The sequence below is a fragment of the Vibrio syngnathi genome, assembly GCF_002119525.1.
In the GTDB taxonomy this organism is placed as follows: domain Bacteria; phylum Pseudomonadota; class Gammaproteobacteria; order Enterobacterales; family Vibrionaceae; genus Vibrio; species Vibrio syngnathi.
Genome location: NZ_CP017917.1, coordinates 171,818 through 186,673, shown reverse-complemented (window position 1 = coordinate 186,673; position 14,856 = coordinate 171,818). Strand labels below are relative to the sequence as shown.

At 43.4% G+C, this 14,856-nt stretch carries 11 protein-coding genes; 5 read left to right on the top strand and 6 right to left on the bottom strand.

The genetic code is table 11. The annotated features are described in order from the left end of the window. Positions 1-335: 335 nt before the first annotated feature. The gene (locus tag K08M4_RS15790; protein WP_086050562.1) at positions 336-581 is read left to right on the top strand and encodes a hypothetical protein; all 246 of its coding nucleotides are present in this window, start codon (positions 336-338) and stop codon (positions 579-581) included. Positions 582-746: 165 nt separating this feature from the next. On the opposite strand, the gene K08M4_RS15785 is transcribed toward K08M4_RS15790, so the two are convergent. The 3 genes from K08M4_RS15785 to K08M4_RS15775 form a co-directional block, all read right to left on the bottom strand. Then, complete coding sequence (locus K08M4_RS15785) at positions 747-1,085, bottom strand: type II toxin-antitoxin system RelE/ParE family toxin (protein WP_065679238.1); 339 nt, start codon at positions 1,083-1,085, stop codon at positions 747-749. A gap of 11 nt (positions 1,086-1,096) precedes the next feature. Continuing rightward, on the bottom strand, positions 1,097-1,345 hold the full coding sequence (locus tag K08M4_RS15780) for a prevent-host-death protein (RefSeq protein ID WP_009845862.1): 249 nt from the start codon (positions 1,343-1,345) through the stop codon (positions 1,097-1,099). A 173-nt stretch (positions 1,346-1,518) separates the two neighbouring features. Beyond that, complete coding sequence (locus K08M4_RS15775) at positions 1,519-2,436, bottom strand: LysR family transcriptional regulator (protein WP_086050561.1); 918 nt, start codon at positions 2,434-2,436, stop codon at positions 1,519-1,521. Positions 2,437-2,630: 194 nt separating this feature from the next. Between K08M4_RS15775 and K08M4_RS15770 the strand changes: the two genes are divergently transcribed. The 3 genes from K08M4_RS15770 to K08M4_RS15760 all read left to right on the top strand — a co-directional run bounded on the left by K08M4_RS15770 (position 2,631) and on the right by K08M4_RS15760 (position 8,866). Continuing rightward, positions 2,631-4,262 carry a glycoside hydrolase family 13 protein gene (locus tag K08M4_RS15770; protein ID WP_086050560.1) on the top strand — a complete coding sequence of 544 codons (1,632 nt, stop codon included), beginning with the start codon at positions 2,631-2,633 and terminating at the stop codon, positions 4,260-4,262. A 524-nt stretch (positions 4,263-4,786) separates the two neighbouring features. Continuing rightward, positions 4,787-5,965, top strand: coding sequence for a maltose/maltodextrin ABC transporter substrate-binding protein MalE (gene malE, locus K08M4_RS15765; RefSeq protein ID WP_004732148.1), 1,179 nt, complete (start codon positions 4,787-4,789; stop codon positions 5,963-5,965). 30 nt (positions 5,966-5,995) lie between these two features. Then, complete coding sequence (locus K08M4_RS15760; protein WP_086050559.1) at positions 5,996-8,866, top strand: amylo-alpha-1,6-glucosidase; 2,871 nt, start codon at positions 5,996-5,998, stop codon at positions 8,864-8,866. A 116-nt stretch (positions 8,867-8,982) separates the two neighbouring features. Here the strand turns inward: K08M4_RS15760 and K08M4_RS15755 are convergent, their stop codons facing one another. From K08M4_RS15755 to K08M4_RS15745, 3 genes are all read right to left on the bottom strand, one after another. Beyond that, a complete protein-coding gene (locus tag K08M4_RS15755) occupies positions 8,983-9,810 on the bottom strand; it encodes an alpha/beta hydrolase (protein WP_086050558.1) in 828 nt (275 codons plus the stop codon). Between the two features lie 195 nt (positions 9,811-10,005). Next, positions 10,006-10,899, bottom strand: coding sequence for a MalM family protein (locus K08M4_RS15750; RefSeq protein ID WP_086050557.1), 894 nt, complete (start codon positions 10,897-10,899; stop codon positions 10,006-10,008). Positions 10,900-10,977: 78 nt separating this feature from the next. Further along, complete coding sequence (locus K08M4_RS15745) at positions 10,978-12,381, bottom strand: carbohydrate porin (RefSeq protein ID WP_086050556.1); 1,404 nt, start codon at positions 12,379-12,381, stop codon at positions 10,978-10,980. Between the two features lie 432 nt (positions 12,382-12,813). Here K08M4_RS15745 and glgX point away from each other — a divergent pair, with 432 nt between their 5' ends. Next, entirely contained in the window at positions 12,814-14,787 is a 1,974-nt protein-coding gene (gene glgX / locus K08M4_RS15740; protein ID WP_086050555.1) for a glycogen debranching protein GlgX, read from the top strand. Positions 14,788-14,856 lie beyond the last annotated feature (69 nt).

The following is a 14,856-nucleotide window of genomic DNA, read 5'->3' as shown; positions in this document are numbered from 1 at the left end:
GTAGATACCCCTGGGCATGCCCAAGGGTATCTATCCGATTTACACAACAATTCTAATGAGGTTTAATTCACAATTTTTCACTTTGCCATACCTCAAGTTATTAATGAATTGCTAATTTAGCAAAACCACTGACAAAGTTCTGTCCAAAAACGTGCTAGCACGATCTCAATTACCTCATCCCTTTTCTGAGGTTAACAGCTCCCGATTACATTCCACTGGTTTACTGTTTTTCGATTCGCTTTTTATGGTTAAAATGCCTTATGGTACAAACAAGAAAACTATCGATACTTACAGGCTTTGCCGCAGGTATCCCCATTTAAACGAAAAGACTGATTATGAATTTTGATATCAATGCACTGAAACACCACCAACTGGTCGAAGATGGTCAACTCGAAGGGTGTTACCTTCATCAGCCAGCACAGGGCAGCCAGCAAGACGATGACGCTGTTTTAGTAGAGCGCCAAGCACTAGAAAAATTGGGGTATAAGGTGGTACAGGTTCAAGCTAAAGGTGGGGCAACAACCTTCGCTGAGGCTATGCAAAAGTTTGTGCAGAAAACAGGTCACCAGACCAAAGAGTAAGCGAATGGGTGTAGAGGGGCTTTCTATTACGGCTGATAGCCTTTGGATTTTAAAGCGAACACATCATAAAGCTTTTTAACAACAGCCGCTTAACTCGAATTAAAACACACCCCGTAAGTCACTAAACGGGGTTATAAGTACATCAGATAAATCTCTGCTATAACTTTATTTATGTATGATGCAATAATCAACGAGAGCCATTGATATGTCTTGTTTTTGCCTTAATAAGACCAGGCCTATAACCGTGCCATTATTCACCTCATAAAACAGCCTAAAGCCCGATTTTTTGAACTCTCTGATACTAGTGACCCCCAACCCTACAAGCTCAGAACATCTAGAGTACATGTTAGGGTTATGGCTCACATTTTCTTCAAAGGCATCTAAAAGACTCTCAATCCCTTCAATGACTGATTTTTCATCATTCCATTGAGTTAGGTGATCAATCGAATCATTTAGCGAATTTTCAAATGTTTCCGTGTATTGAATTTCTACTTTATGAGTCATATTTACCTTTGTTACTTACGGGCAGCTAATCGACTTCTTAAATCTCTAGACGAAGTTACACGATCTTGAACAACATCATTTTTTGCAAAGCTAACCAGTTTCATTAGCGCAATGGCATCTTGACGTTTTTTATGGTCTTCATACGACTCAACTACATACGTAGGTTTTCCATTTTGCGTGATCGTTAGTGGTTCACTTAAAGGCAAGTTAGCCGCATTTTTTTTTAAGAAACTGACGGTTTCTACATTTGCTGTGTCCATAATCACTCACCCTGTTTGTATTTGTTGCTTTAGTTAGTTGAATGTCATCACTCATTCAATAGCTATATTGTACTACCCGATCACTACTAGTTCAAATTTAGACTTTATTTAAACCGCTCTGCACAACCAAGACTGGACTCTTACCCAAACGAGTTTCGTATTTCATGCAATGCTTAATCAAAGTTGGCTTTTTGTAAGATCTCAATGAACGTCTTAATCTTAAGGTCTTCCGCTCCCTGCTTCGCGTAAAGGCCAACGTTTCCTAGCTTAGAATCGTCAATCAGTAAGGTTTCGAAGCCTTTGTCTTTCATCCAGTCACACATTTTATGACTGTATGGCATGACAGCATCAGACATCCTTAACATATCTAAGCTCGCAAAAAGAGAGTCAACGTCATAGACATCTCGCCCAACCTCCTCAGTATCACGCCCACCAGGCTGTGAATTTACGTGATCAGACAGTACAGAGTTATGTCTAGAGTGATCGGGGGTCACTTGGAGGATTGGAAACGCTAATGTCTCACGCCTTAACAAGATCGGGTCTAAGTTTTTCTTCATTAACAATGGATGGTTAGCTCGAACAAACACCGCTTCTTTGTCTTGAAAGAGTGGGTAAAACGTTACTTTGCATCGCTCATGCAGCCCATAGATTTCATGGCCAACAAACAAGTCGATATCGCCTTGAACCAAGTGGTGCATCAAAGACAAGTTGTTACCGAACTCTAAATGTAGCGAGCCCATTTGTTCTTGTTGCTTGTATTCCTCAACCGCCTCGCAAACAAATTGTTCCCACCAAGCTTCACCGGTGCCGAGTTTCAATTTACCGGATTGGCGCTGCTGCATGTCAGTAAAGCGGTGCATTAACGACAGATGCTTTTCTTGCTGTTCTTGGGCAAACTCCCGAAACAACAATCCGTACTCGGTAAGCTCAACGCCTTTTGACTTACGAGTAAAAATAGCCACACCAACATCACTCTCTAATTTTTTGATCGCAGCGGTCAAGGAGGGCTGGCTAATATTCAGCTTTTCCGCGGCACCTTTAATACTGCCAGTATGCGCAACCATCAGAAAGTATCGGTATAGCTTGTTCATAGGATTCTCTTAGTTTGCATTCGATCACAAAATGCGAGGTTAGAAATTCAACAAATTAAACCACTGAACACAGCGTGCAGCGGATAGAGCTCATGATATAGGATTTTTCTATAGAGAGCATTAGTAATGCTATTTCCCACAGAAAGGTGAAATCACTATAGTAAGGTCAATTAACTTATTAAGTGGATATCGAGATGGAACAGAAATGGTGGCATGACGCAGTGGTCTACCAAATTTACCCGCGTAGCTTTTTAGACTCGAACAATGACGGTATCGGTGACCTAAATGGAATCATCAGCAAACTCGATTACCTCAAAGAACTGGGCATTAATGTCATTTGGCTCTCCCCTGTTTATCAATCTCCAATGGACGATAACGGCTACGACATCTCCGACTACCAAGCGATTGCTGAAGAGTTTGGCACGATGGAAGAGATGAAACACCTGATGGATGAAGCGAAGGAACGTGACATTAAGATTGTTATGGATCTAGTGGTAAACCATACGTCAGATGAGCACCGTTGGTTCGAGCAAGCACGCTCTTCAAAGGATAATCCGTATCGAGACTATTACATCTGGCGCGATGCAAAACCGGATGGCAATGCACCGGATGACCAAGGCTCTATCTTTGGCGGAAGTGCTTGGCAGTGGGATGAACTCACACAACAATATTACTTCCATCTATTCTCGAAACGTCAGCCAGATTTGAACTGGGAAAACCCTAAGGTTCAAGAAGAAGTTCATACCATGATGAACTGGTGGATTGACCTTGGCATCGGCGGCTTCCGATTAGATGTGATTGATCTTATTGGTAAAGAGATCGATAAAGGAATCACTGGGAACGGACCAAGGCTGCACAAGCTATTACAACAAATGAATCAGGCGACCTTTGGTAACAAGGATTTGTTAACCGTAGGAGAAACTTGGGACGCAACACCAGAAATAGCCAAGCTATATAGTGGACAAGATAGAAATGAACTTTCTATGGTGTTCCAATTTGAGCACATTACCCTGACATGGGAGAACGGTGACAAATGGAACCCTATTCCGCTTGATCTTCGAGAGTTCAAAAATGTGCTGACCAAGTGGCAGCTAGAGCTGGCCGATGGTGGTTGGAATTCCCTTTTTTGGAACAACCACGATTTGCCACGTTTGGTTTCAAAATACGGTGATGACAAACATTTCCGAGTTGAGTCAGCAAAAATGCTGGCGACGTGTTTGCACTTCTTAAAAGGCACACCTTACATTTATCAAGGTGAAGAGATTGGCATGACCAATGTCGCTTTTGACAATCTAGACCAATATAAAGATATTGAAACGCACAATTTCTATAAAGTAAAAACGGAATCGGGTGTCACTCATGAACACATGATGGACGCCATTCACGAGAACAGCCGTGACAACGCTAGAACACCCATGCACTGGAACAACCAAACTAATGCAGGCTTCTCTGACGGAACACCTTGGATTGAGCTGAATCCAAACTACCCAGAGATCAACGTCGAAAGTGCGTTGGCTGATCCAAGTTCCATATTTTATCACTACAAGACATTGATAGAGTTACGAAAAGCTCACCCAGCGATTGTCTACGGTTCATTCATTCCTGTTTTTGAAGAACACGACAAGGTTTTCGCCTATGTACGTGAGTTGGATGGTGAGCAGCTATTTGTCGTATGTAACTTCTCTGGAGAAGCGTTAACGCTTGACGTCCCTGAGCAATATCGTACTCAAACAGCAACTTGCCTAATCAAAAACTATGATGAGGTTTCGAGCCTCGACGCGCAACTCAACTTAGCCCCTTATGAAGCTTTCGCTTTAAAACTGTAAAGCTATGAGGCATTCGCTGTAAAGCTATAAAGCATCAAACTATGAAGCTATGAAGCTATGAAGCTATAGCACCATAAGAGCTAGTCCACGAACAAAGGCAAGGTAACCCCTTGCCTTTTTCGTTGTTCTTTAGCGAAAAAACTTAACTGTCATAGCCACATATTTAGCCGACATAGCGAAATATTAGCTCCAACATAAACGTACATTTAACTCGACATATCCGTATATTGGATCCGACATCACATAAGCCAATATACGCAACGCTCTTCTTAGCGAGCGATAGCCAAATCACCATCAATTTGTTTGAGCCCGTCTTCACATTTCTTTTCACGTTCAACATCACAAAAGCTACCCACTGCCTCCAAAATACTAGGCTCACCATAATGATATAGATTTTTACTATATCTCTTACCTGTTTACCTATTTCTCAAGAAGAGAGGAAATCGCTAAAATCACTCTCAGATAATAAGAACTGATAGAAGTGATTATCGTTATGGATAACCTTCTGAATATGGAATAAAACTATGAAACCTCTATTGAAAACACTGTCTATTTGTACCCTTGCTGCTCTTTTCAATGCACCGGCTTTTGCTATGGAAGAAGGTGAAATCACAATCTGGATCAACGGCGATAAAAGTTATGCCGGGCTTGCTGAAATTGGTAAACAATTCGAAGAAGATACTGGTGTAAAAATTAACGTTCAGTACCCAGATTCACTGGAAGCTAAATTCCAACAACACGCAGCAACTGGCGGCGGCCCTGACATCATTTTCTGGGCACACGACCGTTTTGGTGGCTACGCAGAATCAGGGCTACTTCACGAACTTAATCCAAGTAAAGAATTCAAAGAAAAGCTTGTCGACTTCAGTTGGGATGCGGTGACAGTCAACGGTAAAGTTGTGGGCTACCCTCTAGCAATCGAAGCACCTTCTCTAATCTACAACAAAGACCTACTTCCAAACCCACCAAAAACATGGGAAGAGCTTGCTGCCATTCAGAAAGAGATGGCTAAGCAAAACAAAAAAGCCATCATGTGGGATGTAAAAAATGCGTACTTCACTTGGCCGATGATCTCTGCCGGTGGTGCCTTTGCGTTTGAAAAAACAGCAACAGGCTATGACGCTAAAAGCACAGGTGTTAACAATGCAGCGGGTGTTCGCGGCCTTCAATTCTTAGTTGATATGGTAAACCAAGGGGTAGTTAACCCGAATATGGATTACTCAGTAGCAGAAGCAGAGTTCACCAATGGCAATGTGGCAATGACCATTAATGGCCCTTGGTCTTGGGGTAACTTAGACAAGCTTGGTGTTAATTATGGCGTTGCTGAACTACCAACATTAAATGGCGGTAAAGGTAACCCATTTGTTGGAATCCTAAGTGCGGGTATCAATGCTGCGAGTCCAAATACTGATCTTGCTGTCGAGTTCTTAGAAAACTACCTATTCCAAGACGACGCTCTGAAAACCATGAATGATGACAAGCCTCTTGGCGCGGTAACACTAAAATCATTCCAAAAAATTCTTGAGAGCGATGATCGCATCAAATCAACCATGACGAATGCTGAAAACGGCGAAATCATGCCAAACATCCCGCAAATGACGGCTTACTGGTTCGCTGAAGGTGCGGCTATCGATAACGCAATGCAGGGTAAGCAAACCGTTAGAGAAGCGCTAGACACAGCAGCTAAGCAAATTACCAAATAACCTTTCCTCATATTAATATCCTATTGTCCTTTGGCACAGCGCATGCTGTGCCTTTTTTGTTTTGGAAATCAACTCGCTATGCAAATCCCTACTCTTTACCTAAAAGGTACGTTCAATGGTTGGGGGTTAGACACCCCATTGTTCAAAGAGCAAGACGGCTCCTATCGAGCAAACCTATGCTTATCTACCGACCTTTATCGCTTCAAAATTTCGGATTCAGATGGCACCAAGCAATGGACACTTTCAGGGCATGAAAGTGAAGCCACTCTCTGTGAATTGGAACAAGCAATGCCGCTTATCAATACACAAGGCATTGGCAACGACCTACTGTTCTCTCCTGCTGTCGCTGGTCAATACTCCTTGAAGGTGCAATTCAGCTCTTCGACGCCAACGATCACCGTAACCAAAGGGGAATACAATGATCTATCAACACCTCAACGCGAGCCTGTTAACGCACATCTGATAGAAGTTGCGGAGTCGCAGCCTAGCTGGCAACACCCTGAATTTGCAATGCCACATGACCAACTATTCCAGCAGCTCACCATCTCAGAGACACAGTCATTCCCGTTTGTGTTCGGGGATAATGTCGATGGTTACTATCATGGAGCAACCTATAGCTATGTAAACGGTGGTAAATATCGTCACCACCAAGGTTGGATACTGGGAACCTTCGCCAGCTATACCAATGGCAAATTCAATAACAAGTTAGAGGCTGAGCGTGCCAGCCTGACGCCTTATGGTATTGAACATCATTATGAGAATAGTCGAGAGTCGCTGAGCCTAATTCAAGGTTCCAGACTCGTATCACTTACGGTTTCATCAACAAAACCGAGCGCTTTAAGCCTAATTCCAGAACTCAACATACCGACAACGCACTCTAAAGTTCATATTTCAGACTCAAACATCGTCATAGAACTCAGCCCTCAAGTTTGCCCAGACGGCTGCCCAAGATTTATCGCCATCGCGAGCAACCATGCAGTACATGCGCGAGAGATCTCGCTAGACGCTCACCCTGAACTTCGCGACCTAGTTCAGCTCTCAGAGAGCAACGCAAAATTCATGCTCACGACGTCAGATAACCAAACTGAACTCATCGTCTATCTCGGCTTTGCTGAAACTCTTGAAGCCGCTAGCTCATTGGTTAATCAAGCGGTCAAAAGTAACGAACACGTTCTTCACCAACAGCGAGTTTATGAGTTCTTAACCAAGAATTATTTGTGGACCAACGACCTTGAATACAACCAAGCCGTCATGTGGTCGCGCCTTGCAAGCCGAACCTTTGTGAGTCATGAATTTGGCACGGGCATTTGGGCTGGCTTACCTTGGTTTAAGGACTGTTGGGGCCGCGACACCTTTATCGCCTTGTCCGGCACAAGCTTGGTTAACGGGCTGTTTAGTGAAGCAAAAGAGATCATTGAAAACTTTGCGTCCATGCAGATGCTCGACGAAAACTCCAAAAATTACGGCCGAATCCCGAACCGAGTGACGAGTAAAACGAACATCATTTATAACACCACCGATGGTACTCCTTGGATGATTCGTGAAGCCCTTGAGTACATCAACTACTCTGGCGATGTGGCGTTCGCTAAGGCCATTTATCCCACTCTCAAGCGTTTCATCACGGGTGTCGAAAAACACTACTTGAATAATGATGGCTTGAATGAAGGTAGCTTAAATAAAGACAGCCTGAATAAAGACAGTCTGATGGCACATCGCCACCCTGATACGTGGATGGATGCAAAAATTGATGGGATGACACCTTGGTCTCCTCGCGGGCCTAAAGCCAATGACATCCAAGCTTTGTGGTTTGAAAGCTTAAACTGCGCTATTCAACTCGCTAATCTGGTGGGCGACTCTGAATCAGAAAAGAGCTGGACAATCCAAGCAGGAAAAGTGAAAGAGAGTTTCGCCACCAAGTTTTGGGATGGTAAAAACCATCGCCTAGCCGATCATTTATCACAAGATGATGTGCCTGATTATAGCGTGCGCCCGAATCAGTTGATGACGATTTCAATTCCTCAGAAAAATCAGCTTAATCAGAATGAAAGAGAGCAATACATCGTCAAGAACGCGGTAGAAACGCTATTGTTCCCATGGGGCATCTGCTCCTTACAACAAGAGCATGTCGATTTTCATCCTTATCACGACAATCAAGTCATGTACCACAAGGATGCGGGTTATCACAACGGGACGATCTGGGGGTGGAATGCGGGCTTTACCATTACGGCGCTCAATAAGTTTAAGCAGCAAGATCTCAGTTACCAACTATCAAAAAACTTGGCAAAACAGATCCTTACACAAGGCTGTAGAGGGACAATGAGTGAGAATTTGGATGCGTATCAAGAAGATGACCGCAACCTTGTAGAATCAGGCACGTTTGCACAAGCCTGGTCTGTTTCAGAATACGCTCGTAACGCGCAACAGGACTATTTGGGATATTGCCCACGCTTATTGGACAATCAGATACACCTAACACCAAATTTTCCATGTTGTTGGAGTGAATTAGTGGCTTCATTGCCTTTTGGTCAAGGAAACCAGCTACGACTGTCATTTGAATCTAAAAATGGGATTTCTCATTACAAGATTCAGTCAAATCTAGAAGATACGGTAAGTCCCGAAATCACATTGGTGCTTACGCTAGACATAAACCATGAGTCTGTTGCCGTAATCTCGACACCATTAACACCATCGTTGGAAATCATGATCGACAGTCACCAACAACAGGTCACGGTTAACGACAAACAAGCGCAGTTTGAGATTCAACCAAAGCCAAATAACGCCATCTTACGAGATTTACAGTTTGCCAAGCCTGACTTTACAAGGCAACACAACAGCTTGATGAGCAAGGACTACTTGTTGAATAAACGCAATAAGCAAAAATTGTCAGCAGCCAAGGACTAGCTTTGCTGATACTAAGCCTATCGCTTTATAGACGTATAAAGTGATACGGCTATAAAGCGATAAAAAAGCATGCCTAATACTCCGTTTACGAAGACAAAACGGAGTTAGGCCTTCTTTTATTGTCTAAAAATAAAGTCGATAAAATCCGGGAATCGCAACGACCAAGCCAGTTCATTGTGTTGATGACCTTGTCCTTCTTGATAAAACAGCGTCACGTTCGGCTTTTGAGTGAGTAACGAGTTCATTTTCCTTGAACCACTCAGATAAACGTCAGCAAAATCCACGCTTGTCTCTTCACGAGCTTCATCCGTTCCCATATCCATATATATTTTCATTGGAGACAGAAAGTTGAACTCTTTCATATACTCGAAGCATGAGGGTTTATTGAACCAAAACGCCGGAGAGAAAATCCCAAGCACGCCAAAGGTATTCTGGTACAGTGAGCCACCATATAAGCTAATTAGCCCGCCCATTGAACTGCCAGCAAGGTACGTAAACTCTCGGTTCGGCTTTGTTCTGTATGTTTGGTCGATATAAGGCTTCAATGTATGACAGATAAACGCCATATACTCGTCCCCTTCACCACCAAATTTAAGTAGCTCATCACCAACACCCAACTCTTTTATCTCTTGGTTAGCGCACCAAGGCGAATACTCATTATAACGCTCCATGCCATCAAGCTCATGACTGCTGTCGATGGCGACAACAATTAACCCTGATAACTTACCGAGCCTTTGCATCTCATCGAGTGTCGTTTGTGCGTCCCAACACATCCCATACGTCGCTGTAGACTTCTCAAAGACATTCTGTCCATCATGCATGTATAAGACAGGATAAGCGTGCTCTACTTGGTGATAGCCCGCAGGAAGGTAAATGCGGAGCGTTCGAGTTCGATTCAACTCTGGAATAAAGAACTCATCGATAATAATCAATTCAGATTGCATAACGACCTCTAAACTTGAAGTGTCTATAAATTCAGATATAAAAAACGCCCCTTTAAAGGAGCGTTCTATCTTTATCTCTATCTCTATCTCTATCTCTATCTCTATCTCTATCTCTATCTAAGCGACTAAGATACAGGGCTGCTAAGCCATTAAGCCTACTAATCTATTAAGTTATTAAGCTAACAAGCTAACAAGCTATTTTGCGTTGACGGCTCGTACAAAAGCTTCTTGTGCGCCTTCAACATTAAGCGCCTTCGCTTCATCTAACAAACCTAAAGCTTTCGGTATATCACCTGACTTCACCGCATTTTGAATCGCAGACAAATAGAAGTCTTTTGTCTCTTGCTGCACACGTATCTGCGTGTCTGCTTTCTTCGGTGCGACTGCTGTTGTCGTTGCAGTCGCTGCCAGAGCGGCAGGGGCAGCAACAGCAGCGACTGGCGCTACGGCAGGTTTAGCTCGGTAAGGGCGAAGTTTTAAAGTTTTAATTTCTAACTCTAAACGACCACCTAATTGATTGGTGTATACCGGATCGGTGACCATAGGCATCACCTCACCAAATTCTTTCGCTCTCACCTTTGCTGGGTGATCAACTTTCACCTTATTGCCAAGCTCATCAGCAGGCGTGTAGATAACAATATAAGGTGTCTTACTCGCATCAATACGCAAGCGCTCAATGTAACTCGTGCGAGTAAAAGCGTCGGATGCCTGAACCTTAAAGTCTTCAAACTTCAATGTTTGCACTGGCTTAAAGTTTTCATCTAGAAGCATGGCTTCTGGAGCAAAAACTGAATCATCGATCATCAAGCTCGATAGCTTAACGACCATCTCTCCTGAGCGTTCGCTGAACTTGAACGCTGCAAAGTGGCTATTACCTGTTGTAAATGTACCGACAGGTGATCCCAAGTCGATATCAAACTTTAAATCTTCATTATCATTCAATTGTGCGTATGGGAACTGCGAAAAATCGCTGCAGCAGACTTCTGCATTGGTAGGTGCATCGAGTTTAGTTTGAACCTGAGCATCGGAAGCACAACCGCTTAGCAAGGCACCTAGTACCACGGCTAACATAGAGCTTTTATTTGTCATTGTAATCTCTCTCACTATTGGTTGTTGTTGGGGGAAACGGAAAAAGGCAGCCAATGGCTGCCTTATACTTTAAACGGTTTAGAACCAAATTTCAGTGTGTACACCGAATACAAATTCATCATCGCCGTCATTGATGCCGATAATACCTGCACTTGCTTCATCATCAGCTTTAATGTAGCTAATGTAAGGCTTAACTTGTGGACGACCGAAGTAGTCAGAGTTCGCAGTAAACGCTGTTGCAATTTCAAGGTTTAGAATGTTACTTTCTAGAGCATCACCTGTGCGACCCCAGTAGCCTTCATCACCTTCTTCATGTCCGTATGAAGCTGTTGCTTCTAAACGAACGTTGTCGTTCAGTTTGTAAGAAGGACGAGCAGCAACCATGTAACGAGTCAAACCTTCAGCGCCAAACAGTTGGTCAAGAGCTGTAAAGTACACTGCTTCCGTACCTAGCTGCCATTTCTCAGAGATATTAAGCACACCGTAAGAAGTCAAGAATAGTGATTCTTCTTTATCACCACCACCAGACCAACCACCGAAGTTAACACCACGGTTTTTCATTACGCCAGAACCGTAAGCAATTACGTTTTGAGTCCAACCGTCTAGGCCGTAGTAACTTGTATTAAGCGTTACAGCAGCACCGATACCGTCTTCGTTCTCACCGCCATTAATGTGTTTCTGACCATATTTAAGGTCAAAGTCTAGGCTACCGATACCCGCATCCACGCCGTAGTAGTACAAGTCAATAGAAGAGAGTGTCTCTCTTTCTTTTGCACCATTTTTATTCACTTTACATTCATTCGGGTTTGTCGATGTAGTACCATCTTTTTGCTTACAGTCAATCGCGTAAGAATCTGCAGCACCCGCATCAGGATCAGCCATTACGTATGCGATACCAGCAGTATGTCCTGCAAGCTTAGTTTGAATACCTGCACCAATACCAGATGATTGTTTCCAGAACTCACCAGATAAAAGACCTGCTGCACGGTTTAGGTAACGTTGACCACCCCAAATAGAAGTGTCTTCACCTAAAATACCGCCGAGCTCAACGAAAGCTTCTTTTACTTCGAACTGAGAATCATCATTCTTCTTTTGTCCGCCTTCAGAAGAATAAGCGTATGAGTTACCATTACCATATTCAGTACGAAGAACGTAGTCCGCCCACACACCATTTTGGTACTCAGAGTGCTTTTTAATTACAAATTCAACTTGGTTAGTACTCTTACCGTGAGTACCCGCTGTTTTGTAATCTGGCTTACCGAATTCAGTGTCTACTGTTTTACCATCTACAACACGAACGTTAGAAGACATGTAACCGTGAACTTCCCAGCCGTCAGTGATAACGTCAGTAGGGTTTTTCACCTCTACTTCCATTGAAGAGTCACCACTTGTTACATCAAGTGCAACGTCATTTTCTGCGAACGCTGAACCAGCGACAAGTGCAGAAGCCACTGCAGCAGCAATCAAACTTACTTTTTTCATTCTTAACTCCATTAAGGACGATTTATTTTAGGTTTTATATTTTTGCTCTCTTGCGACAACCAAAGGCAGTAATGGTGGGCGTAAGATAGAGAGGTTTAGGGTTTCCCCTGATTCGTTTCAACGGAGCCAATATTAAGAGGGGGTGACAAGTTTGACTTCCTCCACCCCGAACTAAATTAAGGGGGATGAGAAGGGAGTAGAATTTATACGGAATGGTGTTTTAAAGGGTTGGATCACTTAATCTAGGAGGAGTAGACAGCACACAGATCTAATTATTCAGCATAAGTGAGATCTACTTCAAATATATAATTTGAACTTCATCGATGAATTATTTTTCAACAAAATTTATTCTATGAAGTTGCTTGACCTTAATGGGACAAAGCCTTTTACTAATAGTTCACTGATGTCGATAAACGAACAAGAAATCAAGCAATGACTAGAACGCTCGCTCGCCCTTATCCACTAGGCGCAACGCTAGGTAACACTGGCTGTAACTTCTCAATTTATTCCCCTGACTGTAAATCTCTCTCTCTCGCTCTTTTTGACGAGAACGATGAGTTCACCACTTATAAATTGGAAAATGAATACGCTGATATCAGATATGTATTTGTTGATGGTATTAAAGCTGGGCAAAAATACGGTTTCATTGCTGAAACTGATAATGGCCCGATCTTGCTTTCCGACCCTTATGCTAAAGCAATCAGCGAACCGCTCGATTACACAACGCCCTATACCAATGAAAAAAGCTTTTCGATGGCGAAGTGTCTCGTAGTTGATGACACGTTCGATTGGCAAGATGTCGAAAAGCCGCGTATTAGCCGCGAAGAGACCGTTCTTTTCGAAACCCATGTTAAAGGCCTATCTCAACTTCACCCAGAAGTCGCGACCAATACAAAAGGCCGTTATTTGGGGTTAGTTAGCCCCGAAATGCTTGCATTCTATAAACAGCAAAACATCAATTCTCTACAACTTTTACCTATTGCTGCATGTATGCATGAACCCCACCTATTGGATATGGGGAAAGTGAATTACTGGGGTTACAATCCATATTTGTTCATGGTGCCAGACCCACGCTACGCAGAGAAAGACGCCGTTAGTGAACTCAAAACCGCGATTCGAGAACTGCACCGCAACGGTATCGAAGTCATTCTCGATGTCGTCTACAACCACACTGCAGAAGGCGGTGAAGGCGGCACAACCTTCAACCTAAAAGCACTCGATAGCCGCTACTACATTAAGCATGGCTGTCATTACGCGAACTTCACCGGTTGTGGTAATACGGTCGACCTCACCCACCAGCCAGCACTCAACTTAGTGATGGATACACTGCGCTATTGGGTTAGTGAGTTCCAAGTCGACGGCTTCCGTTTTGATTTGGCAGCAACACTGGGGCGCGAAGGCGATAACTACAATCCTGAGGCTGCTTTCTTCAAAGCTGTTGCCCAAGATCCGGTACTAAAAGAAACCAAGTTAATTGCAGAACCATGGGATATCGGGCCAAATGGCTACCAAGTTGGTAATTTTCCGCTGGGTTGGAATGAGTGCAACGACAAACTGCGAGATATCACTCGTAGCTTCTGGCGTGGTGATCAAGGCTACTTGAAAGAGTTTGCGACTCGCTTAATGGGCTCTCGTGACATCTACAGTGCCGCACACTGGCCGTACAAATTAACCGTTAACTACATCACTTATCATGACGGTTTCACCATGCAAGATCTTGTTTCTTATAAACATAAGCACAATGAAGAAAATGGTGAGAGCAACCGCGATGGACACGGTGATAATCGCTCTGAAAACTATGGTGTAGAAGGCAACACAGAAAACCTTTTGGTTATCGCAACACGCGAAAAGCAAAAGCGTAACTTCATGGCTAGCCTGTTATTTGCATTCGGTATTCCACATATTTTGACGGCCGATGTGTTATCTCATACTCAAAAGGGTAACAACAACGCGTACTGCCAAGACGGGGTCACCAGTTGGCTTAACTGGGAAAGCTCAGAGCGTAAAACCTACTTTAAGACTTGGCTGTCTGAGATGATATCTGCACGTCAGCAATACATGGTGCCGTTTATCAAAGCGTTCAGTGGCGATAAACGTAACTCTAACCGTATATTCTGGAGGCGTGTTGATGGCACACTTATGGAACATGATGATTGGAACCGTTTAAGCTCCGTAGCCTTACATTTAGGCATCGGCAAGGATGGCGACGAGTTGATTTATCTGATCAACCAAACCAACGCTCCTGCTCGATTTTCTTTACCGAGTGACCGTCAGCAAGACTGGGTAACCATCTGTGATACCAACTTGCGAAACGTGAAACCGGGTCATGCCGAAGGTGAAATGCTGTTATCTCCCGTTTCAATGGCGATTTTGCACTATTCACCAGACAAGACTGATTTGATTTGATTTGATTTGATTTGATTTGATTAAGGTTAAAAGCTAAGACAGCTTAATAGAACGCCAGAAACCGAAGAA